The organism is Methylobacterium sp. E-045 (assembly GCF_022829685.1).
In the GTDB taxonomy this organism is placed as follows: domain Bacteria; phylum Pseudomonadota; class Alphaproteobacteria; order Rhizobiales; family Beijerinckiaceae; genus Methylobacterium.
Genome location: NZ_JAKSYE010000055.1, coordinates 71,684 through 92,317 on the forward strand (window position 1 = coordinate 71,684; position 20,634 = coordinate 92,317).

A 20,634-nucleotide genomic window follows, 5' to 3' on the forward strand; every position below is an offset into this window, starting at 1 on the left:
TGTCGCTTCTGCAAGCGGCATCCTCAGCCCATGCAGCCACCATCGCGTTCACCGAGTGGAGGCGGTCACCCGAGGCGCCGGCCGCGCTCACAGCATGAGCGCGGTCACCTCGCTTGGCATCCGTTATCTCAGAACACGTGTCGCAGGATGAAGAAGAGGACGCCCGCCAGGGTGATGGCGGCCGGCAGGGTCAGCACCCAGGCCAGCGCCATGTTGCGCACGGTGGACATCTGCAGGCCCGATCCGTTGGCCGCCATCGTGCCGGCGACGCCGCTGGACAGAATGTGCGTGGTCGAGACCGGCAGGCCGTAGAGCTCGGCGAGGCCGATGGTGCCGGCGGCGACCATCTCGGCGGACGCACCCTGCGCGTAGGTGAGATGGGTCTTGCCGATCTTCTCGCCCACGGTGACGACGATGCGCTTCCAGCCCACCATGGTACCGAGGCCGAGGGCCAGCGCGACGCAGACCTTGACCCAGGTGGGGATGTAGCGGGTCCCGTCGTTGAGGAGGCCGGTATAGGCCTTCAGGGTGCCGGCCTCGGCCTCCGAGAATGTCGCGCCGTTCTTCGGCAGGAGCCGGATCGCGTCGGCGGCGAGATACATGTCGTTGCGCAGGTTCGAGGTCGCCGCCGCCGGCACCTGCTTGATGGCGCCGTAGCTCTTGACGTTGTCGGCGATGTCGGTGGCCAGCGCGGCGAGCGCCCCGTACACCGCGGGCTGGTTCAGGTCCTTCGACTTCAGGGCCTCCGACACCTGCTTGCGGGCCTCGGCGGCATCCGGCTTGGCCGTCGTCCCGGCATGGCCCGCGAACACCGTGCTGGCGCTCTGCGAGGTCTGGATGAAGGCCGGGGTGGTGTCGTCCGACATCGTGCGGTTGAGGGCATAGGCGGTGGGCGCCGCGCCGATGAGGATGAGCATGATCAGACCCATGCCCTTCTGGCCGTCATTGCCGCCATGGAAGAACGACACGAGGGTGCAGGTCAGGATCAGCAGGCTGCGGATCCACAAAGGCGGCGGGGTTTCGCCCTTGGGGGCCTCGTAGAGGTCCTTCCGGCGCACCGTGAACTTGAGGGCCAGCAGCAGCAGGGCCGCGGCGATGAAGCCGATGACGGGACTGAACAGCAGCGCCTTGAACACGCCCATGGCCTGCGCCCAGTCGACGCCCGAGGTTGCCTGTCCCTCGGGGGCCATCAGCTGGTTGGCGAGACCGACGCCGATGACCGATCCGATCAGGGCATGGGAGGACGAGTTCGGCAGGCCGAAAGCCCAGGTGCCCAGGTTCCAGAGGATCGCGGCAATGAGCAGCGCGAAGATCATGGCGTAACCGGCCGAGGAGCCGACCTGCAGGATCAGCTCCACCGGCAGCAGGGTGACGATGGCATAGGCGACCGCGCCGGACGACAACATCACACCGAGGAAGTTGAACGCGCCCGACCAGATCACCGCGACGAGCGGCGGCATCGAGTGGGTGTAGATCACGGTGGCGACCGCATTGGCGGTGTCGTGGAACCCGTTCACGAACTCGAAGGCCAGGGCGATGAGCAGGGCCAGGCCGAGCAGCACGAAGGCGCCGATGGCGAGGGGCGACTGGCCCACCGCGTTCATGTCGGTCACGAGGCTGTAGAGCGCGTAGCCCAATCCGGCGACCAGGACGAGCAGGAAGGCGATGACCCCGCCCGGGTGGATCCCGTGATCGAGCTTTGGTCCTGCGGCGGGCGCAATGGCGCTCTGTGGCAAGCCCGTCGGAGCGGCAACGGCGTCGGACATGATGGCCTCAAGACCCTGGGGATCAGTGAGCCTGCCAGTAGGTTGGGCTCATAACAGTCCTGTGACACGCATTCGAAATACCTCGGACCCGGTGGATTAAGCCGGCGATCTCAAGCGTGGAGTATTGGCTTTCCGTTTCAGCCCGCATGGGCGATCGGCAAGCGGCCTCACCATCGAACTCATCCGACGAACCGGCCTGGACTGCCGCAGCTGAACCGTCAGGCTTCGCGAAGCACCCGGCAGGTCGTGTCCCGCGCGGTGGTGTAGCTGAGGGGTGGTCATCGGCGGTTGCCGAGTGGGGGCGGGTTGCGAGCATCACCCCAGGGATCGAGAGCTCCCGATGACCCTGAGCGGCCTCATGCGGAAGAGCGCCGCCGCGAATTTGCCATGCGGGATGATCGGTGTCGCCGAGGGGAGACGAGAAAGGTCGATCATCCCCGATCGTTCGGTGACCGTTCCGCTGCGGTGAGGTTCGCCGCGAGGCAGGCTGCCAACCGTCTGAAACGGTCTGCCCTCCGATCCACTCCCGCAGCAGTGACAACGCGATCAAGCGTCGCTCGCGCGCTACCGCTCCGCTGGCCGGATAAGGTGGGCGAGCCATTGCGGCCGCGTAAGCCGCGCACCGGCTCCGCTCGCGACCCCTTCCGAAACGCCGCTCCGACTGCATCCTGGGAGCCGAAGACCATTGGCCGCATCCTACCGGTCGTGACGGTCCAATAAGGGGCAGGCCTGTGGACTGGAGCCGTCACCATCCGGTCGCGAAAGACCGCTTTGGCCTCTCGACGCTTGCCCATGTCTCGGGTGTGGATGCGCCTACGATCCAGCGCTGGATCCACCGCAAGGCTATCCGCGAACAGAAGATCGGCAGCGGCAGAGACCGGTCCTATACGATCTGGCAGGCCATCCACTTCGCCATCATCGCAGAGATGAGCCGCCTGGGCCTGTCGATCACCGGCAAGGGCGCGGACCTCTCGCTGGCCCTCCTGGGCTACGTGCGCCACCGCGCGGCCCGTGACGGCGATCTGAGCGACGTAGGCGCCGTCTCGCTCACCCTGGTGCCCGATACGGACGATTGGGGCATCCGGCCGGCCGAATGGGTGCTGACGGGCGAGTCCTGCATCACCATCGGGCTCGGGCTCATCACCGCCCGTGTGGTGGAGCGTTACCAGGCCGAGACCCCGTGACCATCCCAAGCGCGGCGGACCTGATGCGGTTGCCCGCTGGCGATCGAGAGCCGCGCATCCGCTACCTAATCGAACGCGAGCGCACCGAGCTTGTAGCAATCGAGGGCGAGGCCGGCGATCCCATTACAAGCCAGCGCCGCACCCTACGCACGCGCAACATCGCGAAGCTGCGTCACGTGGCGACGACGATAGGGTTTGAGTTGAAACCGTAGTCAGGCGTTTCTGCCGAAGGCTCGTTCTAGACAATCGGCGGACTGGGCCTCCGCGCAGGGAATGTTCGAACAGGAGCCGCGTCGCCTTCCGGCAGCATAAGGTGTACCGAAAATTTCACCCGATTTGAATTTTCATTTGCGGTTTTCGTTCCCGTTGATTCGGATGTGCCGGCAACCTGGATAGTTTGACCTCCATCTTTCTCAACCGCTTTAATCGCAATATCGAAATCAACCACTGTAAAAGTTCCTGCGTCGCCAGAATTGTAAATATTCGCCCCCTGTGGGCTGCCTATCATTCCGGCCGCAACATTTCCTCCCATAGTTCCGGATTGCGCGGCAGAAATTCCCGCCAGTATTTGCGAGAGGGTTCTTTCAACAAATCTGTCCAGTTCCATCTATGCCTCTAAAGCAAAGTAGAGAGGGCGGGAATGAAGGGGCTTACGATAGTCATATATGTGGCTGCATCCTGAATAAATTTCTGATATTCGTTCTTAAATGAAGGAGTTCCGGCCGCTGCCTGCATATCTCGAATTGAGCTCTGAAGTTTGGCAATCTCGGTTGCGTTCAGCCCGGAATTTTCAACGGCAACCTGAAGGTCTCGAAAAACAGCGTTATCTCCAACCCGATTGGTAGAATTGTCTGTTGAATGAAAATTTACACGTGCGTTATTGCCGCTTACATTGAATGTATAATTTCCTCCAGTTCCCTTGGGAAAGATGCCTTTTCTTCGAAGTTTTACGGAAAAATGTGCGGGTATACTGTGGAATTTCTCGTTATATGTCGGATCAACTACTTCGAACGCTTCCTCTGTTCCATTGGGGATTATTCGTCTGATCTCGTCGCCAACAAAAATCTGCGTTGTGGTATCAGCAATTGTGATTGCCTTGGGGGTTACTATGGCATTTGTTGAGCTTCTCACGGTTCCGTCGGGCGCTACGATATCTATTTTGGACTGCGGAAAGTGATTAAAGTTCATCGCTCGACCCTTCTCCGTAAGTTCAACATCCCAGAACCAAGGTTCTCCGCAGTCGCCGTTTGAAGGCCCTTCAAAACGGATGATCCCTTCCCGGCCCATCCAGAGAACGACGTCGCTCCATTGATCCCATTGGTCAGCAACGCCTTTCCCATCGTCCTCTTCCGCGAGGCCGAAGTCGGCCGGGATGATCGATAGGCGCTTGGGCCAGCAGTCCGCCAAGCGGGCGACAAGCTGAGCGCTAAAATTTTCATAGGTCGTGCGGTCTGTCACGGCGGGCGTCGTGCCAGGGCGTACGTTGAAATGACGCCCGAAGCATAATTGTTTGGCGACTTAACCCCTAACAGGGGCAGGAGCTAGGGCTCTCTGGCCGTCACTCCAAATTATCTAACGATTTCAATGGGTTGGCGAGCTAAATGGCGGAGGGAGCGTCAGCCATACTAAGGGCCAGCCTGATGCGGTATGATCCGAATAGTCGTTGACCTGCAAAGCTTTAGCCTTTCACCAATATCCTAGCTGGTCCATTGCAATCCGCCTGCACCCCACATAAAGTGTGGTTGAAAATGTGGGCGCCATGAGTTCGACGGACACTGCAGGAAAGCGAAAAGGCCGCCACCCTGAAAGGGCGCTCACCGCCGTGCAGGTTCGGGCGCTTAAGGCTCCAGGCAGGTACGCAGATGGCCATGGCCTCTACCTTGTTGTCGAGCCATCCGGCTCAAAACGATGGCTCTTGCGGATCGTTATCCAGGGTACCCGGCGCGACATCGGATTAGGCGGGGCCAGCCTGGTCACGCTGGCCGAGGCACGGGAAAAGGCGTTTGGCTACCGTAAGCTTGCCCGCGATGGTGGCGACCCGCTCGCCGAACGGCGCAAGCCTGTCGAGACGATCCCAACCTTCGCCGAAGCGGTCGTCCGGGTCTTCGATGACAACAAGCCTTCGTGGAACAACGCAAAGCACGCGGCTCAATGGAAGACCACCCTTGAAACCTACGCCAATCCGTTTTTCGGTAGCCGTCGGGTCGATCAGGTAGAAACACCAGATGTTCTTCGCGCACTGTCACCGATCTGGCTAACAAAGCCCGAGACGGCGCGGCGGGTTCGCCAACGCATAGGCACCGTGCTCGATTGGGCCAAAGCCGCCGGTTATCGCAGCGGCGACAATCCGATTGATGGGGTTAGTCGTGGCCTGCCGAAGCAAGGCGAGCGCGAGGAGCATCACGCGGCATTGCCCTATGCCGAGGTGCCCGCCTTCGTTGCGCGACTGCGAGGGTCGAGTGAGCAGGGGGAGATCGCTCGACTTGCCTTCGAGTTTTTGATCCTGACGGCAGCCCGCACCGGAGAAGTGCTCGGCGCCGCTTGGTCTGAGGTCAACAATGTCGAAGCGCTGTGGACGGTACCGGGCAGCCGCATGAAAGCGGGGCGCGAGCACCGCGTCCCCCTTAGTGGCAGAGCGGTCGCAGTGCTGGCACGGGCGAAAGCTCTAAGCAGCGGCAGCGCCCTGATCTTCCCTGGGCGGTCGGGTGAGAAACCACTGTCGAACATGGTTTTCCTGATGGCCCTGCGCCGGATGGCAGTGCCGATCACCGCCCATGGTTTCCGGTCGTCATTTCGCGACTGGGCAGCTGAGGCAACGAACCTGCCGCGTGAGGTTGCGGAGATGGCTCTGGCCCACGCCGTGGAGAACCGGGTGGAGGCGGCCTACCGGCGAGGTGATCTGCTGGCCAAGCGGCGTGAGATGATGGAAGCTTGGGCGCAGTTCGTTGGCGCAAGTTAGGCATAGCGATATGGAATCTCCGACAAAGCGAGTATCGGCCACGAGCATCGGCTCAAAGCGGCGCTTTTTGTTCAGACAGCGATTCCCCCAGCATCATGACCGATGGGAAGCATTAGCGACCGAGGCCTCTCGCCGACACAACGACGACGTCGACCTGGCTAATCCCGCTACTGTCGAGGAAATAGCTGCGGATCTTGGCGATGATGTTGAACTGATACTCGATGCAAAATCCTTCGAAGACATCTGGCTCAAGCCGGGCGAGCTAACAGCTAAAGCTCGGAATGGAGTTCGTTCGTATCTTAATGATGCAAGGGACTATAGTGAGCATTTGGAAGGCTTGTCTCGGTCTGAAGTCGATAAGGCATACGCTTTAGAAAGGGCGCAGTACGACGAGGTAAGAATAAAAGCAGCCGCCTCTCTTGACGATGAAGAGTTCTACAATAGTCCTGAAGCTGAAGCTGACTTCAGCCATTGGTTAAAAGCTGGGGTATGGCACGCTGACGAAGCAATAGCGCTTTCGCGAGGAAAAGATCCTCAGGTCGTGAACCAAGAAAGTCTGCGAAGCCCGCGTTCCAGCGCAAGCCCGTTCCGCATCGAGTACAAGCGCCGGAAGTGGCTGGTCGAGCGTGCTATTGAGGCAGGGCAACTAAATGTTTCGATGACGCCAAATAGCTTCATCGAATGGGCCAAGAATTCCGGCTTTGAACTTCCACCCGAGATGCTCAATTACGGTGCGAATCAAGCGTCAGATCAGGGCAAACCAGATATCGCCGCGATCTCAGGCCATGCCAAGCGGCAGTATAGCGGCTTGTTGAGGATTGTAACAACACTACTGAGCGAAACCGTTGATGTCGAAGTTCTTGTTGGGAAAAAGTACGCATCAAAGGACGATTACGTCATAGATCTTTGCACCAAGATGCGGGCAAACGGATCTCAGGCCATTCAAGAGGTGACCGTCGTGAAGAGGCTCAACGAAGCTATCCAACTGCTACGCGAAGATCGGAAAGCCAAAAAATAAGCGGCAGGCCCCAAAGGGGCAGCATGGTCTCGACCGGCATGCTCAGGGCTAATTAGCGCTCATTGTTCCCCGTAAGCCCGAAAAGGCCGGCATTGATGGCACCGTCCCCACAGGAGGTGTCATGACCCATCCCCCCGATCTGCCCACGAACGAGCTGACGAAGCGCCTGAAGCACAGCTATGCCAGCGTCGAACCGGTCAAGCCGAAGGCCGCGAAGTCCAAGGCCATCGCCTTTCCGACGGAAGGCTATTGCACCTACGCGCAGGTGCAGGCCCGCCTGCAAATCAGCAACAGCACGATGCACCTTTGGCTGAAGCAGAACCGGCTGCCGGCTCCCGTGCGCATTGGCGCGCGAGCGATGCGATTCAGCGTCCAGGACATCCTCAACTACGAGCACGCGGCCCGCGAGGCCACCAAGGTGGCGGCAGAGTAGTCCGCCCCACCACCGCGTAAACCTGCAACACATAGGCAACAACGAACACGCTGGCGACCAGTAAACCTGCCAGCAGATCCCCCCACTCCCCCACGAAATCTCCCGCAACCGAAGCAATTGGCCTCCTGGCCGGCAAGGCAGCTTTTGCCAAGGATCCCCCATGTCTGAACCCAACTACCTCACAGCTCGGCGCCAGAACCGACGGCGGCTGATTGGCCGACTGGAGAAGGGCAGCGGCGCCGAACGCCAGCTGGCCGCGACCCTCGTTGCTTGCACCGAAGCCGATCCCTGCCTGAGCGGCGCCTGCACCGAGTGCGGCGGCCGTCTCCAACTCGCTGCCCTGGACTTGGCTGACCGGTTCGTTCGCGAGCCCGCACGGGCACTGCGCGGCCGGATGACCATGATCACGGTGGTGCCCACCTTCGGCTGCGTCCTGCCGGGTGAGCTCGATGCGGCTGTTTGCCGGCGGGTCCTGGCTGCGGTGGAGGCGGCCGCTGTGACCAGCGGCATCACCCCCAGCATCTTCAGCCTCGACATCTCCTTCAACGAGGATCTCACCGGTGGGGGGCCCCCAGCGCACTGGTGCATTCACTCGCACGGTGTCGCGGTCGATTGGTTCTCCCCGGCTCAGCAGGCGCCCTTTCGCTTTGCGTTCCAGCCCTCCGATTGGGTGAAGCGACCGGTCAAGTTCGATCCCATCGACGCCAGCGGTAAGTCCGAGCGCTACGCGCTCAAGCCCGACCGCATCCGGCGTGTGACCGAACTGAGCCAGTCCCGACTGAACGCTCGCGGCGGTCCCAGCACCAACACCAAGCGTCGCGGGCTGCGCGCGATTCAGGCCGATGAGCTGGCCATGGTTGAGCACCAGCTCGGCTTGGGTGGCCGGGTCATCGGTTGCGGAATCGATGACGATGCCGTCGAGCGGGCTCTGGGTGGCTTCAACTGGGCGAGAGACGGGCCCTAGGGGCGATTAGGCGGGAGGGGGAACTGCAACCCCCTCTCGCCCTGGCTCAGGCGCCGTCTTCCATGGCGTGCCCGGCGCTTACCCCACCCTGTCAGCGCAAAGCCCGTGCATCCCGTGCAGCCTGTGCACGCGCTGACCCACCACCATCAAGAACGACTCCAAGAACTGAAACAGGGGATTATCATGTTAACCGTCAGCATCACGCCCAATGCGGGTATTCGTAAAATCAAACAGCTCTTCGATGAGGGCGAACAGGTCTGGTACGACGTCTACGAGGCGCCGAGCATCGAGGGGGCGGTCATCCAGGCCACTGTTCCCCGTCAGGAGCAGAGTGTTGCAGCGGTCGCTCGCTACTTGCTTGCGAAGGGCGCACAGCGACCCTCGACCACCGAGCGTCAGGGTATCATCGCTTCCGCCATCGCAGCCGATGCCCCCATCGTTCGTCGAGCCGCTCGCAATGGTTGGCGGGATGCCACCACGTTCGTGACACACCGTTCCGTTGTGTCAGGGCGCGACGACGCTGAAGCAATTTTGCCGCCGAGTGGGGCTTTCGCCGGGAGCACCGGTCACATGCAGGATCGCGGTGACCTCGACGGGTGGCGCGCCCTGATCAAAATCGCGCGTTTCTCGACGGCAATGATGATCGCACTGGTCACCATCTTTGCAGCGCCGCTCCTCAAGATCGCGAGGCGCCCGAACTTTGGGCTGGTGCTCTACGGCCCGAGCCGGTCAGGGAAGTCAACGGCACAGCTCGTGGGTGCATCGGCGTTAGGCTATGGGCAGGAGGAGGATCTGCCAAGTCTGAATGCGACGGCCTCCGGTCTTCTGGCGGTTGCGGTCGCTTTCAATGACCACGCGATCCCGATCAACGAGGTTGGTACCGCACGGGGTGGAAAGGGCAATGTCCATGAGGTCGTTCGCGAAACAACATATGCGCTGATGAACGGGCAAGACATCATCCGTCACCCAAACTGGGCTGGCGGTGATGGTGGGGCAGCGGCAACCTTCCAGGTTCTGCCACTCATGTCCTCCGAGCACTCGCCCGACGCTTGGGCGGCGCGGAAGGGCGAGACCCGCGATGAGGGGGAAACGGCTCGGCTCATTGGCGTGCCGGTGCTCTTCAACGGGTCGCAAACCATCTTCGATTTGGCGCCAGAGACCCTCACTGGGGCGGATCTCGCCGCTTGGGAAAAGACGCAGTTTCAGCTTTTGCGGGAGGGCCTGCCTAACTTCCGCGGCCTTGCCTTCAGCACTTATACCGAATGGCTCGCTAGACAACACAAGGCTGTCGAAGAGGTGGTTCGAATTCTGGTGGCGAACTTCGAAGTGGCCGTAGCGCGGCCAACGATGTCACCGGTTGAACGTGATATCGTGGCGAAGTTTGGCGTCCTTTATGCGGGCGGCCTTTTGGCAATCGCTGCGGGTGTTCTTCCACTGGACATGAAACGACTCGGCGCGGCTTTGAAGCGGGCATGTTTAGCGGCGCTCGCGGAGATCCCCAATCCGCAAGCTGAGCTTAAGGCCGATCTGAAGGCGTTGAAGGTCAAGCTTAATGGCGCCAACGTTTTGGACACTGAGACCTGCACTCGTAAGCAGTTGCGACTCATGCACAACGCGGACGGTTTTCGTCAGCCGAAGAATGAGGGTCTCGAGTGCGTCGTTCGATCCGAGGTCTTCACCAAGTGGTTCCGGTCGGATGTACGGAAGCAACGGGTCCTTGAATGGCTCGACGCCGAGGGGTTCTTGGACCACGGCCGAGACCGTACCACTGGCCGCTCGATCCAATGGGCTCAGCGTCAGGTGACGTGGCCTGATACCTCTCGCAAGCGGTCGATCAGCGTCTACCTGCCCGGCGGGTTTGCTGATTTGGAACGGTCGTTCTAAGAATCACTGTAGACCCCAGGCGTTGAAAGCGACGCCCGGGGTTTTTTTTTGGTTGGTCAGGCGCTCCCACCATGCCGAGCGACCTACAATGACTACATGCGTCGAGAGCACCCATCAGCGTCGAACCCCGCCTTCGGCCAAGATGGCCCGCGCCGGCCGTCTGTGACGCTCCCATGGGTATTGCCGCGATACGCGTGCCCGTTACCCTCGGGAATCGGTCGCATCGGCTTCTCCCCGCTGCGCCCTAGCTTACAGTCATGGATCGCACCTTCCCTTTGACCCGTGCCGCCGGGCTCGAACGCCTCACCGCCTTCCTCTCGAATGAGGGAGCCGAGTACGCCGGGTCTCGCAACTTCGACCTCGGACCCCAAGCGCTCAACGACTTCGGCGCTTTCGCCCTATCTGCGCCGGCGCCTGATCACCGAAGCCGAAGTTGTCGCTGCGGCCGTCGCTGCCTTCGGCGATGAAGGGGCCGAAAAGTTCGTTAGCGAGGTATTCTGGCGGACCTACTTCAAGGGGCACTTGGAAACCCATCCTGCCGCCTGGACGGGCTACCTCACGCTGGCCGCCGAGAGCCATGAGCGCCTTGCCGCTGAGCCGGGCCTGCGGCGGACTTATGAGGCTGCGGTAGAGGGGCGGAGCGGCATTGATTGCTTTGACGCCTGGGCCCTCGAACTCGTCGAAACTGGCTGGCTCCACAACCATGCGCGCATGTGGTTTGCCTCGATCTGGATCTTCACCCTTCGCCTCCCGTGGGCGCTCGGCGCTGACTTCTTCATGCGTCACCTCGTCGATGGCGATCCGGCCAGCAACACATTGTCCTGGCGCTGGGTTGCCGGCCTGCACACCCGGGGCAAGCACTATGTCGCCCGCGCCGAGAACATCCGTCGCTACACTGATGGGCGCTTCGATCCGGTCGGCCTCGATGAGTACCCCGACGCCCTCGACGAGCCAATGCCGCCGCGAGAAGTGCCGTTGCCGCCGGCCGACGCCGCGCCGGACGGTGAGGTGGCGCTTCTGCTGCACCTCGACGACCTGCACCCAGAGAGCCTGTGTCTTGGCAATGGACGGGTCGTGCGCATCGGCGGTCTCATTGCCCATGCCGGCGGCGCCACTGACCGGGTCAAGGCTGCGGATGAAGCCGCGATGGCCGATGCGCTGACGCGAGCCGAGGCCCATTTCGGATGCCCCGCTGGCCACGCTGATAGCGGTTGGGCGGACAGCTTGCCGGTTGTGACCGCCTGGGCCCCGGTCGGGCCATCAGCGATGGCGCTGCCAAAGTGTTGCCTACAAATTCGACGGGCCTGGGATGAGGCTGCATGGCCATTGGCGACCCGAGGCTACTCCCGGCTGAGGAAAGCCATCCCTCGGCTCTTACTCAACTGAGTCGCCGGCTGATTAGTGGGACTGCTTACGGAGCTTGCCTTCGCCTGCGGTCGCGGGCGAGCGGTCTTCACAACCATTCACTGCGGCACTGATGCTGACCATCGACGCCGAGAGCCAGCAGGCTTTCTGGGCGGTCGCCCCCCCCCCCCTCAGAAGAGCATGAGGCCACGACCGCTCTTCCTGGCCTATGCGGCACCAACAACCGGGATGTCGGCGATTCGGGTCGTGTAGCGCGGCGAGCGCATGTCGAACCGTGTGGACCACGTTCGCTGCGAGCCGAACCCAGCCGTGCCGGGCACCACTGCCCCGCGCCCCCAGCGGTGGTTGTAGGCGTCGAGAGCGTCCATCAGCACCGAACCTCGCTCGCGGTCGAGAGCGTAGAACAGCGCGCGCTGTGAAGCCACCAAGGGCACGAGATCCACAGTGATGACCCCTGCATTCGAATATCGGTAGCCCGCCTTCCAGATCCGTCGCATGCCCACCGTCGCTTCCTTGATCAGCACCAGGGTATCTGACGTCGCTTCGGGCAGGGTCACAACGGTCGGGGTAAATTCTCTCGACCAGTTGAACGCGGCGTTAAGTACAACGTGATGAATCGAGTGGGAACGGTCCGACGGTAAGTCTCCGATTAGGTTTGAGGACTCAAATACGAAGGAAGAAAATCACGCTTGGAAGCGCCTGACGATGATGCAGCTTCGAAGGCTGTCGCCGGTACTTCGGTCTGCCGGAACATGGATCGCACTCAGCGTCCTGGCGCCTCTCGGCATGCTCGTCGTCTCGGGCATGATGCTGCTCGACCTGCGGCGCGACGCTTGGGACAAGGCTGAGCAGACCTCGCGGAATCTGCTTCAGGTCATAGAGCGCGACATTGCCCGTAACGTCGAGATCTTCGACCTGTCCATCAACGCCGTAGTCGAAAACTTACGTACGCCAGGGCTCGAAACGCTCGATCCTCGGATGCGTCAACTCGTGTTGTTCGACCGCGCCGCGACAGCGCGAGACATGGGCGTGATGCTCGTCCTGAATGATCGCGGCGAAATCATCGATGACGCAGGCGCTATGCCACCTCGTAAAGGAAACTACGCCGACCGGGAATACTTCCAAGCTCAGCGCCTACGTGCCGACCGGGGCGTCTACATCGGCAGGCCCATCGTATCGCGGTTGACAGGCGAGCCTATGCTGCCGTTCAGCCGGCGCGTTTCCAAGCCCGACGGCTCATTCGGAGGGGTCGTGCTGGGTAGCCTAAAGCTCAGTTACTTCACCCGCCTTTTCGACCAGATCGGCCTTGGCCGTGAGGGGGCAATCAATCTCTATCTGCGCGACGGCACGCGGGTTATGCGCTATCCCTATGAGGCGGCGGACATCGGCGTTAATATTGCCGGTGCGCCGACCTTCATGCGGTTCGCGAGTGCGCGCAACGGTTCATTCGTAGACGTTTCGGTCCGAGACGGCGTCGAGCGCTACTACACCTTCACCCAAGTCGGCGACTTGCCATTGATCCTCAACGTCGCCCTTTCTACGCGCGACGTTGAGGCAGAATGGCGGACCAAAGCCCTCGGCATCGGCATTGTCTTGCTCATCCTCTGCGGCCTCACTGTCGCGTTGTCCCTGCTTTTTGGGAAAGAACTGCGTCGTCGTACCTTGATGCAGGCGGAGTTCTCTCGGCTATCGGAGACCGATACCCTGACGGGCTTAGCCAACCGGCGGCGCTTCGATGAGGCATTCAGCTATGCTTGCGCGCAGGTTGCCCGTTCTGGCAAACCGCTCTCACTGCTCATGATCGATGCCGATCATTTCAAACGTTTCAACGACCACTACGGCCACGAGGTCGGGGATGCGGTGCTGAAGGGCTTGGCCCGCTGCCTTGGGGCAAGCGTACACCGCCCCTCCGATCTGGTCTGCCGAGTCGGCGGCGAGGAGTTTGCCCTCCTGCTACCTGACACAGACGCGGCTGGCGCCTTCCGTGTTGCCGGGGCGGTACATGCCCAGATTGCGACCCTGGTGGTCGAGGCTGCAGGGATCGGCCCTGGCGGCATAACAGTTAGCATCGGTTTGGCCACGGGCACCGCCGATGCTCGCAACCTGTACACCCGCGCGGACACCGCGCTGTATGAAGCCAAAGCTGGCGGCCGCAATCAAACCCGCTGCGTACCGTCTATCGGCCCCCAGTCCCTCGATAAGCCATCCTTGCGACTGGTGGAACGCTGATCAGACCAAGCCCCGCAAGGTGGTAGGGCTATATGAAGGCATTTGAAGCGCCGGAGCTGATGGGTACTTCTGTATGCTCCGCTGGCTGTTAGCGCCATTCGTTCATTCTGACGCCTCTTATAGCCATCACATCTTGACCTGTTTCCGTTTCGATTGCTGCGATGGACATTGCCGACCGCGCCGGCCCGGCCGTCACCATCGGCTTTCTGCCACGCATTAACGACGGCGGCGACCTTAGCTCGACTGCCCCAGCTACGTGTTGAACGCGGACCAGCCCCGCATTCTATGTTGCGATGCAACATGTGCTCATGTGGGCCGTTGCACCATCGCTACCCTCGCATCGCTGCGTGAGGGACGGCATCGGGTCAGTTCGCTCACCGAGTGAGGCTACGATGCTGCCACCTCGGCAAAGGTCAGTTCGATGCGCATCATGCCCGCTCTCTCCATTCTCCTTGTCGCGCTTGCCCCGCTTCCTGCGTCCGCATCATCCTGCGCTGACCAGATTGGCACCATCGAGCGCCGACTCGACAGTGCCGGGGCTATCCAGGTCGCTGGCTTGAAGGACGGTCATACAGTCCGCGTTGGGTCTCCGCACGCTGTAACAACGGTGCGCCTTGACGCCCCGAGTGACCCCGACACGGTTTCGACAGCCGAGCACGTCGCTGTCGCAAGAACCCTCATTATTCGGGCAACTGACGAAGATCGTCGCGGTGACAAACGTGCCTGTGAGAACACGATGAGCGAGGCCAAGGGGAAAATCGGCGCGCTTCCGTAGCTTCAGCATCATGGGCCGGTTCTGGCTTGGCCCGAACCGGTTTAGCGACAGAAGGGGAACGCGAAGCGATGCTCGGACCTGCCGAATTCGAGGACATGCGACTGGATCTCGTCGCCGCCGAACAAGCGCGACTATACGACGTCGCCTTCGCCAGTCTGAACCGTCATTGGTCGAAGCAGGGCGCGACGTCGGTCGGCAGCGTCTCGCGGATATGCGAACTTGTCTACGAGCGAGCGGCCGAACGCCCTCATACGGAATGGAAGGCGGTTGTGTCGGAAGCGACGGACGAGGCTGGATTTCACGTACACTGGGACGGCGACGACGTCGTGGCTCTGGAAGCACGGGTGTGAGCGGCAGCCTTTGACTTCTCTCGAACTGCACCCAACGAGCGAAATGCCCACGTAACGGCTACCAACCTACCGCATGCCCACTGTTGCCGTTGTAATAAGCACCGGGCACGCAATGTGCAGACTTCGGCTGAGCATCCGAATTGATCTTCGCAATTATTCTTCCGGCTGCTCGAAGGCTTTTGTGCCCTGGAGTACATTAACATCCGACGTCTCGGCAATACTCTGCCAGCCCATGCACTCGCCTCGCATCGTGCCGCATTCGGCGCACTGATCAGGCGACAGGAGTTGTCGGCCTACCAAATCATTGATCGTCTGTGAGGGAGAGGGGTTTGTCATCATCATCAAGAAAACGTTCCCGGACACCTCATCACACGCTGCTCCTAAGTCTCCGATCCGTGAGGGCACCTGGTTTGCCGCAAGGTCGCAGGGACGGATAACCACGTGGCAATTCAGCCATTATTAAGATATTCAGCTCATGAAATGTGATTGGCTCTAACTCAGATTAATGTTTCAGGCATTGCAAAACTCTCGTTTCTTCTTGCATAAGTTAAGCTGACGTAGAACTAGCAGGATAATGTCGTATGCTCGTCGATGCCTCGACAGACATGTATACGCCGCCGTCTCCGGGTCCCCCGGGCGTGGGCCTTGCTTTGCAAGACATCGCGTTGTGCGGTCAAATTCTGAACGTGGCCGTGAAGGCTACCGACTGTACCTCCGCGATGTTCTACGTCTGGGAGGCCGAGGGTTTCAGATTGCTCGGAAGTGTTGGCACGTTCGGTCGGGGGGGCGTGGAACTCGTCGTGGCCCAGCGGGCACCCGACTGGAACGGCATCGCTAATATGATCAAGATTGTCTCGGACATCGCCGAGGCTCCCTACGACGTATCGCAACTCCGCCTACGGATCGACGGCGTCGATTTCGAGGGTTTCGCATCGGGCGCCATCGTACGAAGCCCGAACCGTATCCAAGGCATGCTGCTGGTCACCGGGGGCGATTTCCGAACCGACCTCAGCCTCGCACAGATCTACGTGCTGCGCGCGCAGGCCGCCCACCTGGCCACCCTCCTCGACCTGAGCTTGGTTCGTCGCAAACCGTCCATGGAGCCGGACGCACGCTACAGGCTCCAGAGCGAACGTCTCCGGCTGCTTGAATCCGTGGCAATCCACGCACGCGACTCGATCCTCATCACCGAGGCGGAGCCGACCCACCTGCCGGGTCCGCGCATCCTGTACTGCAACGCGGCCTTCACCCGTACGACCGGCTATAGCGATGCGGATGTGCTCGGCCAGACGCCCCGCATCCTGCAAGGCCCGAAGACGGACCCTGCATCTCGTGCGAAACTGCGTGATGCGTTCGCGCGCTGGAGGCCTATAGAGATCGAGCTGATCAACTACCGAAAGGACGGGACGGAGTTCTGGGTCGAACTCAGCATCGTGCCGGTAGCGAACGAGGCCGGATGGTTCACGCACTGGGTATCCGTTCAGCGTGACATCACGGAACGCAAGGAAGCTGAGGAACTTGCGACCCGTGTTCGCATCGCCGAGATCAAGAACGAGGTGCTCACCACCGAGATCCAGGAGCGCAAGCGGATCGAGGCGGAACTTCACTACACCGCCTTCCACGACAGCCTCACGGGCCTGCGCAACCGCGCTTTCTTCATGGATCGCCTGACCCTCGCCATCGCGCGCACCGACGGCCGTCAGGTAGACGGATGCGCGGTGATCTTCCTCGACCTGGATCGCTTTAAGGTCGTGAACGACAGCATGGGTCACGGCGCCGGGGATTCTTTGCTCAAAGAGATCGGGCAACGGCTGAAGCGGTGCACGCGTCCGCAGGACACGCTCGCTCGCATAGGTGGCGACGAGTTCGCCGTGCTGATCGAGGCCCCCGCGAACCCCGCGACATCGGTGAAGGTCGCGGAGGCCATCATCTTCGCCATGCGCATGCCGATACGACTGGGCGGGCAGGATATCTTCCCGGCCTGTAGTATCGGCATCGTACAGGCGTCGGCATCGTACCGGAGCCCCGAGGATCTCATCGGCGACGCCGATGTCGCGATGTACCAGGCAAAGCGTGCTGGACAGGGCGATTACGCCATCTTCAGCGAATCGATGCGGGCCGAGGCGAAAGCCGCCCTGGCGCTGCAGACCGATGTCCGGCTCGCGTTCGAGCGCAGCGAGTTCCTCCTTCACTACCAACCCATCTTCGACCTGGCGAGCGGCGTCATCGACGGCTTCGAGGCACTGATCCGCTGGCAACATCCCAAGCGCGGCCTGGTGTCCCCCGCCGAGTTCATCCCGGCCGCCGAGGAGATCGGCCTCATCCGTCAGATCGACCGCTGGGTCCTCAGAGAAGCCTGTGCGCAGCTTCGGGTATGGCAGGATCACTTCGGCGAACATCCATTGCATATGAGTGTCAACACCTCGGCGACAGAATTAAACGACCCAGGCTTCGTCGATAAGCTGAAAGTCATCCTGGCCGAGTTCGACATCGATCCTCGGTCCCTGCAGATCGAGATCACCGAAGGCATCTTTCTGCTTCCGTCCTCAAGCGTGGCTTCCGCACTTGAGAACATACGGGGCCTCGGTGTCCGTATCGCGCTCGATGATTTCGGCACGGGCTATTCGAGCCTGAGTTACATCAATCGGTTCCCGGTCGATACGATCAAGATCGACCGCTCGTTCATCTCCGGAATGAATGACAACAAGCGCACTTTGGCTATCGTTGACCTCCTCGTGAAGCTGGGGGCGACGCTGGACGTGTCCATTGTCGCCGAAGGCATTGAAAAGGCCGAAGAAGCTAGGATACTTTCCGACATGGGTTGCTCGCATGTCCAGGGTTATTATTTTGCGCGTCCAATGACCGCAAGTACAGCATCGGTCATGCTATCTGATTTTGAATCTCGACGTGGTCAAGGTCCGCTTTCGGGGACTGAATAGGCCGAACGGGGACACAACGTAGGGTTGGGGTGCGGTAGGGCGAAATAGCTCCCTTTCCCCGGCGGGCCGAGTGGGGCGTTGCCGCCGTTGCGATACGCCTCTCCGTATGATGGCAGTACGCAGCTTAGCCAGGCGGGTCCCGAACCACAGAACAACCTGGGTTGACATTAGGATAATAATCTTATAATGTGATGGTCGCTGCGGGCTGTTGTGCAGCTGACCGGATGCCCCGATGACCCTGCCGTTGCGACCCTTGCCACCACCCGAGCCCGACCGGCAGCGAGCGGGTGCATCCTACCCCTCACACTCAACGCAAGGCGGCCTCCGGGCCGCCTTCGTCGTTTCTGGAGCCATTTGATGACCCCGAACACCGCAACCACGACAGTCGCAGCCATACCGCCCGGCCTGATCCTTTTCGGCCGCGACGAACGACACCGCCCCCATGCCTCGCGATTTTCCGCCGGTGACAAGGCCGAGGCCGAGCGCGCCGCTGACCTGATGGGCATGCACGTGCTCGAGATCAGCGACGACACCCACCACAACCTCGCCGCCGGCCTGCCGCAGGGGCGGTTGTTCGGAAGTGGCAAGGCCTTTGTGCCGTTCGTCAAAGCCGAAGTGTTCGACCTGCTCGTGACGGCGGCTGGCCTGCCCGATGTTGCCGTGCCCGTCGGGGCCTCAGCCAAGGTCACCGGCGCCCATCCGGCATCAGGGGGCGGGGCGAGTGGCGATGCGGGCGGCGGAGGTCCTGGCGGCCGTTTCAAGGCGCCCGCCGATTGGCCGGGGATCGAACGGGGCTGCCTCGTGCTCGCCTGCGCAGGTCCGCAAGACGGCTGGTTCGAGGCGATCATCATGTACACTAAGGCCGACGACGCGTTCGAGCTTCAATGGCGCGACTGGCCCGATGATCCGCTGATCACCCGGCATCGCAACGAACTCGGTTTGCTCCCGCCCGGCGCGGTCCATCGCGCGAAGCAAGGCTGATGAACCGCCCAGCCCCCATCAGTGTCGAGGCGGACTCCGCCTCGACCACCCGAACCGACCGGGTACGTGCCCTGAACGATGCATTCCGCCAGAGCTTTGCCGGCGGCAACGTGATGCTGTCGCGAGGGATCGCTAGCATGCCGGCCGCGCTTCGTCGTGAGGCTGAGGCAGCCATGAAATCGTTCGCGGCCTTTGGCGCCGACGACGACCCGCATGGCGAGCACGATTTTGGCGCCTTCGATCTCACAGGGCAGCGGTGCTTTTGGAAGATCGACACCTACGACCGTGCGATGGCCGGGCACTCGCCTGACGCGGCCGACCCGGCGGTCACGGTGCGCGTGCTCACGATCATGCTCGCCGAGGAGTACTGACGATGGCTCGTCAGCGCTCAGGCCTTCGACTTTCGGCCCGGACGAAGCGACGCTGGCTTCTCGGTGCCGATTTCGGGGATGACGAAGAACGCTGAGATGTGGGCATCGAGCACAGCTGCAAAGCCCTCCAACGTTTCGATGGTGCTGTTCTCGCGACCACGTTCGATACGTCCAACGTAGGACGGCTCGCAGCCGGCGAGCAGGCCGAGCGCCTCCTGCGACAAACCCTTTGCCACCCGCAGGCGACGCAAATTCCAACCGACCAAGTCGCGCGCATTCATCGGCGGCGACAGCGCACCGGTTGCAGTCCATCAATCCAGGCAATACAAGTTCATGAAAGAGCGGCGACGCTCGGCCGGCTGTACGCTGGCTGCCATTCCCACCGATCCAAGCACCCTTCCGGAGACGTGACGATAATGAACTCGTACCTCAGTGCGATGCGGAGCTATCGCGACTTTTCCGGGCGGACCTCGCGCGGCGACTACTGGCGCTTCATTCTCATGTACCTCGGCATCGCCTTGATCGCGCTGGTGCTCGATGCGGCCTTCGCCACCGGCAACAAGGATGGCGGCCTGTTCATCGGCCTCGTCCACCTGATCCACCTCCTGCCGCAGGTAGCGGCCGGCATTCGGCGGATGCACGACACCGACCATTCGGGCTGGTGGTTGTTGCTCAGCCCCGTCGCGCTGGTCTTCGCCTGCTTTGCCGGGACGCCGGGGCCGAACCGGTTCGGGTCGCCCCCTATGGCCGGTGCCGTGCCCGCTTCAATTGGCGCGGCCCCCTTAGGCCCTGTGCCGGCTCAACCCCTCGCGCAGCCACAGCGTGACGTGATCGCCGAGATCGAGCGGCTGGCGCAGCTTCGCGCCGGCGGCAGCCTGTCGGAGGCCGAGTTCGAGGTAATGAAGGCGCAAGCCCTCTCGCAGGCGCGCGGCGCGTGAACGACGACACCGCCTGGGTGCTGGTCGCGGTCACCGTTTGCGTGGCCGTCTACGGCCTACCGTCGATTATTGCCTTTCATCGGCGCCATCCCAACCGCTGGATCATCCTGGCGGTCAACGGCCTGTTCGGCGGAACGCTCGTCGGGTGGGTCGTGACGTTGGCCTGGGCGCTGCACGCAGTGCATCGGCCGGAGCAGCCCGGCGCCTCGCAGGGCGGTGAGTCGGGACTGAACCTGTTCGTCAACGACACCCGGCGGGTCGCCCTCGTGGCGGGCCCTCACGGGGATAATGGCGGACACGGGCGGCCCGCCCCTTCGCCGGCCGATGCAGTTCGGGCACTCGAACGCGTCGGCGATCTCCGTACCGCTGGCCCCATCCCAGAACCTAAGCATCGCGCCTCTAAAAGCGCGCTGACTCGTCGACTGTAGACAACTAGTGTAGGCCGCCAGTCCCGCACTTAACCCCGGGAGATGACACG

Annotated in this window: 19 protein-coding genes and 1 pseudogene; 15 read left to right on the forward strand and 5 right to left on the reverse strand. The window is 61.7% G+C overall.

What is annotated here, in order from left to right; all coding sequences use genetic code 11:
• Positions 1-128: 128 nt before the first annotated feature.
• Complete coding sequence (locus tag MKK51_RS07420) at positions 129-1,766, reverse strand: inorganic phosphate transporter (protein WP_243976027.1); 1,638 nt, start codon at positions 1,764-1,766, stop codon at positions 129-131.
• Positions 1,767-2,497: 731 nt separating this feature from the next.
• Here MKK51_RS07420 and MKK51_RS07425 point away from each other — a divergent pair.
• Positions 2,498-2,950 (forward strand): hypothetical protein, encoded by a 453-nt coding sequence (locus MKK51_RS07425; RefSeq protein WP_243976029.1) that lies wholly within the window; start codon positions 2,498-2,500, stop codon positions 2,948-2,950.
• Positions 2,947-3,162: a hypothetical protein gene (locus MKK51_RS07430; RefSeq protein WP_243976031.1), complete on the forward strand. Its 216-nt coding sequence runs from the start codon at positions 2,947-2,949 to the stop codon at positions 3,160-3,162. The genes MKK51_RS07425 and MKK51_RS07430 overlap by 4 nt, the downstream gene beginning before the upstream one ends.
• Positions 3,163-3,188: 26 nt before the next feature.
• On the opposite strand, the gene MKK51_RS07435 is transcribed toward MKK51_RS07430, so the two are convergent.
• Entirely contained in the window at positions 3,189-3,557 is a 369-nt protein-coding gene (locus tag MKK51_RS07435) for a hypothetical protein (RefSeq protein ID WP_243976032.1), read from the reverse strand.
• A gap of 8 nt (positions 3,558-3,565) precedes the next feature.
• Complete coding sequence (locus tag MKK51_RS07440) at positions 3,566-4,408, reverse strand: hypothetical protein (RefSeq protein WP_243976033.1); 843 nt, start codon at positions 4,406-4,408, stop codon at positions 3,566-3,568.
• 364 nt (positions 4,409-4,772) lie between these two features.
• Here MKK51_RS07440 and MKK51_RS07445 point away from each other — a divergent pair, with 364 nt between their 5' ends.
• The 6 genes and pseudogenes from MKK51_RS07445 to MKK51_RS07470 all read left to right on the forward strand — a co-directional run bounded on the left by MKK51_RS07445 (position 4,773) and on the right by MKK51_RS07470 (position 11,594).
• Entirely contained in the window at positions 4,773-5,909 is a 1,137-nt protein-coding gene (locus tag MKK51_RS07445; RefSeq protein ID WP_243976062.1) for a tyrosine-type recombinase/integrase, read from the forward strand.
• A gap of 10 nt (positions 5,910-5,919) precedes the next feature.
• Positions 5,920-6,927 carry a hypothetical protein gene (locus MKK51_RS07450; RefSeq protein ID WP_243976034.1) on the forward strand — a complete coding sequence of 336 codons (1,008 nt, stop codon included), beginning with the start codon at positions 5,920-5,922 and terminating at the stop codon, positions 6,925-6,927.
• Between the two features lie 121 nt (positions 6,928-7,048).
• Positions 7,049-7,360, forward strand: a complete 312-nt coding sequence (locus MKK51_RS07455; protein WP_243976035.1) for a helix-turn-helix transcriptional regulator — start codon at positions 7,049-7,051, stop codon at positions 7,358-7,360.
• 160 nt (positions 7,361-7,520) lie between these two features.
• Entirely contained in the window at positions 7,521-8,324 is an 804-nt protein-coding gene (locus MKK51_RS07460) for a hypothetical protein (RefSeq protein WP_243976036.1), read from the forward strand.
• A 123-nt stretch (positions 8,325-8,447) separates the two neighbouring features.
• A complete protein-coding gene (locus MKK51_RS07465; RefSeq protein WP_243976037.1) occupies positions 8,448-10,208 on the forward strand; it encodes a DUF927 domain-containing protein in 1,761 nt (586 codons plus the stop codon).
• Positions 10,209-10,465: 257 nt separating this feature from the next.
• A pseudogene (locus tag MKK51_RS07470) lies at positions 10,466-11,594 on the forward strand (FAD-binding domain-containing protein).
• A gap of 185 nt (positions 11,595-11,779) precedes the next feature.
• Here the strand turns inward: MKK51_RS07470 and MKK51_RS07475 are convergent.
• A complete protein-coding gene (locus MKK51_RS07475) occupies positions 11,780-12,223 on the reverse strand; it encodes a DUF4113 domain-containing protein (RefSeq protein WP_409565637.1) in 444 nt (147 codons plus the stop codon).
• A gap of 55 nt (positions 12,224-12,278) precedes the next feature.
• Between MKK51_RS07475 and MKK51_RS07480 the strand changes: the two genes are divergently transcribed.
• From MKK51_RS07480 to MKK51_RS07500, 5 genes are all read left to right on the forward strand, one after another.
• Positions 12,279-13,802: a sensor domain-containing diguanylate cyclase gene (locus MKK51_RS07480; RefSeq protein ID WP_243976040.1), complete on the forward strand. Its 1,524-nt coding sequence runs from the start codon at positions 12,279-12,281 to the stop codon at positions 13,800-13,802.
• 843 nt (positions 13,803-14,645) lie between these two features.
• Positions 14,646-14,927: a hypothetical protein gene (locus MKK51_RS07485; protein ID WP_243976042.1), complete on the forward strand. Its 282-nt coding sequence runs from the start codon at positions 14,646-14,648 to the stop codon at positions 14,925-14,927.
• A 581-nt stretch (positions 14,928-15,508) separates the two neighbouring features.
• A complete protein-coding gene (locus MKK51_RS07490; protein WP_243976045.1) occupies positions 15,509-17,866 on the forward strand; it encodes a putative bifunctional diguanylate cyclase/phosphodiesterase in 2,358 nt (785 codons plus the stop codon).
• A gap of 357 nt (positions 17,867-18,223) precedes the next feature.
• Positions 18,224-18,847: a hypothetical protein gene (locus MKK51_RS07495; protein WP_243976047.1), complete on the forward strand. Its 624-nt coding sequence runs from the start codon at positions 18,224-18,226 to the stop codon at positions 18,845-18,847.
• Entirely contained in the window at positions 18,847-19,218 is a 372-nt protein-coding gene (locus MKK51_RS07500) for a DUF3768 domain-containing protein (RefSeq protein ID WP_243976048.1), read from the forward strand. Before MKK51_RS07495 ends, MKK51_RS07500 begins: the two co-directional genes overlap by 1 nt.
• Before the next feature lie 17 nt (positions 19,219-19,235).
• Here the strand turns inward: MKK51_RS07500 and MKK51_RS07505 are convergent, their stop codons facing one another.
• Positions 19,236-19,499 carry a helix-turn-helix domain-containing protein gene (locus tag MKK51_RS07505; RefSeq protein WP_243976050.1) on the reverse strand — a complete coding sequence of 88 codons (264 nt, stop codon included), beginning with the start codon at positions 19,497-19,499 and terminating at the stop codon, positions 19,236-19,238.
• A 135-nt stretch (positions 19,500-19,634) separates the two neighbouring features.
• Between MKK51_RS07505 and MKK51_RS07510 the strand changes: the two genes are divergently transcribed.
• Entirely contained in the window at positions 19,635-20,156 is a 522-nt protein-coding gene (locus MKK51_RS07510) for a DUF805 domain-containing protein (protein ID WP_243976051.1), read from the forward strand.
• A complete protein-coding gene (locus MKK51_RS07515; RefSeq protein ID WP_243976053.1) occupies positions 20,153-20,584 on the forward strand; it encodes a superinfection immunity protein in 432 nt (143 codons plus the stop codon). Before MKK51_RS07510 ends, MKK51_RS07515 begins: the two co-directional genes overlap by 4 nt.
• The last annotated feature ends 50 nt before the right edge of the window (positions 20,585-20,634 follow it).

Excerpts from the sequence above, each read along its gene's own strand:
- MKK51_RS07480 (WP_243976040.1), top strand. The coding sequence starts at position 12,279 with ATGATGCAGCTTCGAAGGCTGTCGCCGGTACTTCGGTCTGCCGGAACA.
- MKK51_RS07505 (WP_243976050.1), bottom strand. The coding sequence starts at position 19,499 with ATGAATGCGCGCGACTTGGTCGGTTGGAATTTGCGTCGCCTGCGGGTG.
- MKK51_RS07460 (WP_243976036.1), top strand. The coding sequence starts at position 7,521 with ATGTCTGAACCCAACTACCTCACAGCTCGGCGCCAGAACCGACGGCGG.
- MKK51_RS07500 (WP_243976048.1), top strand. The coding sequence starts at position 18,847 with ATGAACCGCCCAGCCCCCATCAGTGTCGAGGCGGACTCCGCCTCGACC.
- MKK51_RS07420 (WP_243976027.1), bottom strand. The coding sequence starts at position 1,766 with ATGTCCGACGCCGTTGCCGCTCCGACGGGCTTGCCACAGAGCGCCATT.
- MKK51_RS07510 (WP_243976051.1), top strand. The coding sequence starts at position 19,635 with ATGAACTCGTACCTCAGTGCGATGCGGAGCTATCGCGACTTTTCCGGG.
- MKK51_RS07490 (WP_243976045.1), top strand. The coding sequence starts at position 15,509 with ATGCTCGTCGATGCCTCGACAGACATGTATACGCCGCCGTCTCCGGGT.
- MKK51_RS07485 (WP_243976042.1), top strand. The coding sequence starts at position 14,646 with ATGCTCGGACCTGCCGAATTCGAGGACATGCGACTGGATCTCGTCGCC.
- MKK51_RS07450 (WP_243976034.1), top strand. The coding sequence starts at position 5,920 with ATGGAATCTCCGACAAAGCGAGTATCGGCCACGAGCATCGGCTCAAAG.
- MKK51_RS07455 (WP_243976035.1), top strand. The coding sequence starts at position 7,049 with ATGACCCATCCCCCCGATCTGCCCACGAACGAGCTGACGAAGCGCCTG.
- MKK51_RS07435 (WP_243976032.1), bottom strand. The coding sequence starts at position 3,557 with ATGGAACTGGACAGATTTGTTGAAAGAACCCTCTCGCAAATACTGGCG.
- MKK51_RS07495 (WP_243976047.1), top strand. The coding sequence starts at position 18,224 with ATGACCCCGAACACCGCAACCACGACAGTCGCAGCCATACCGCCCGGC.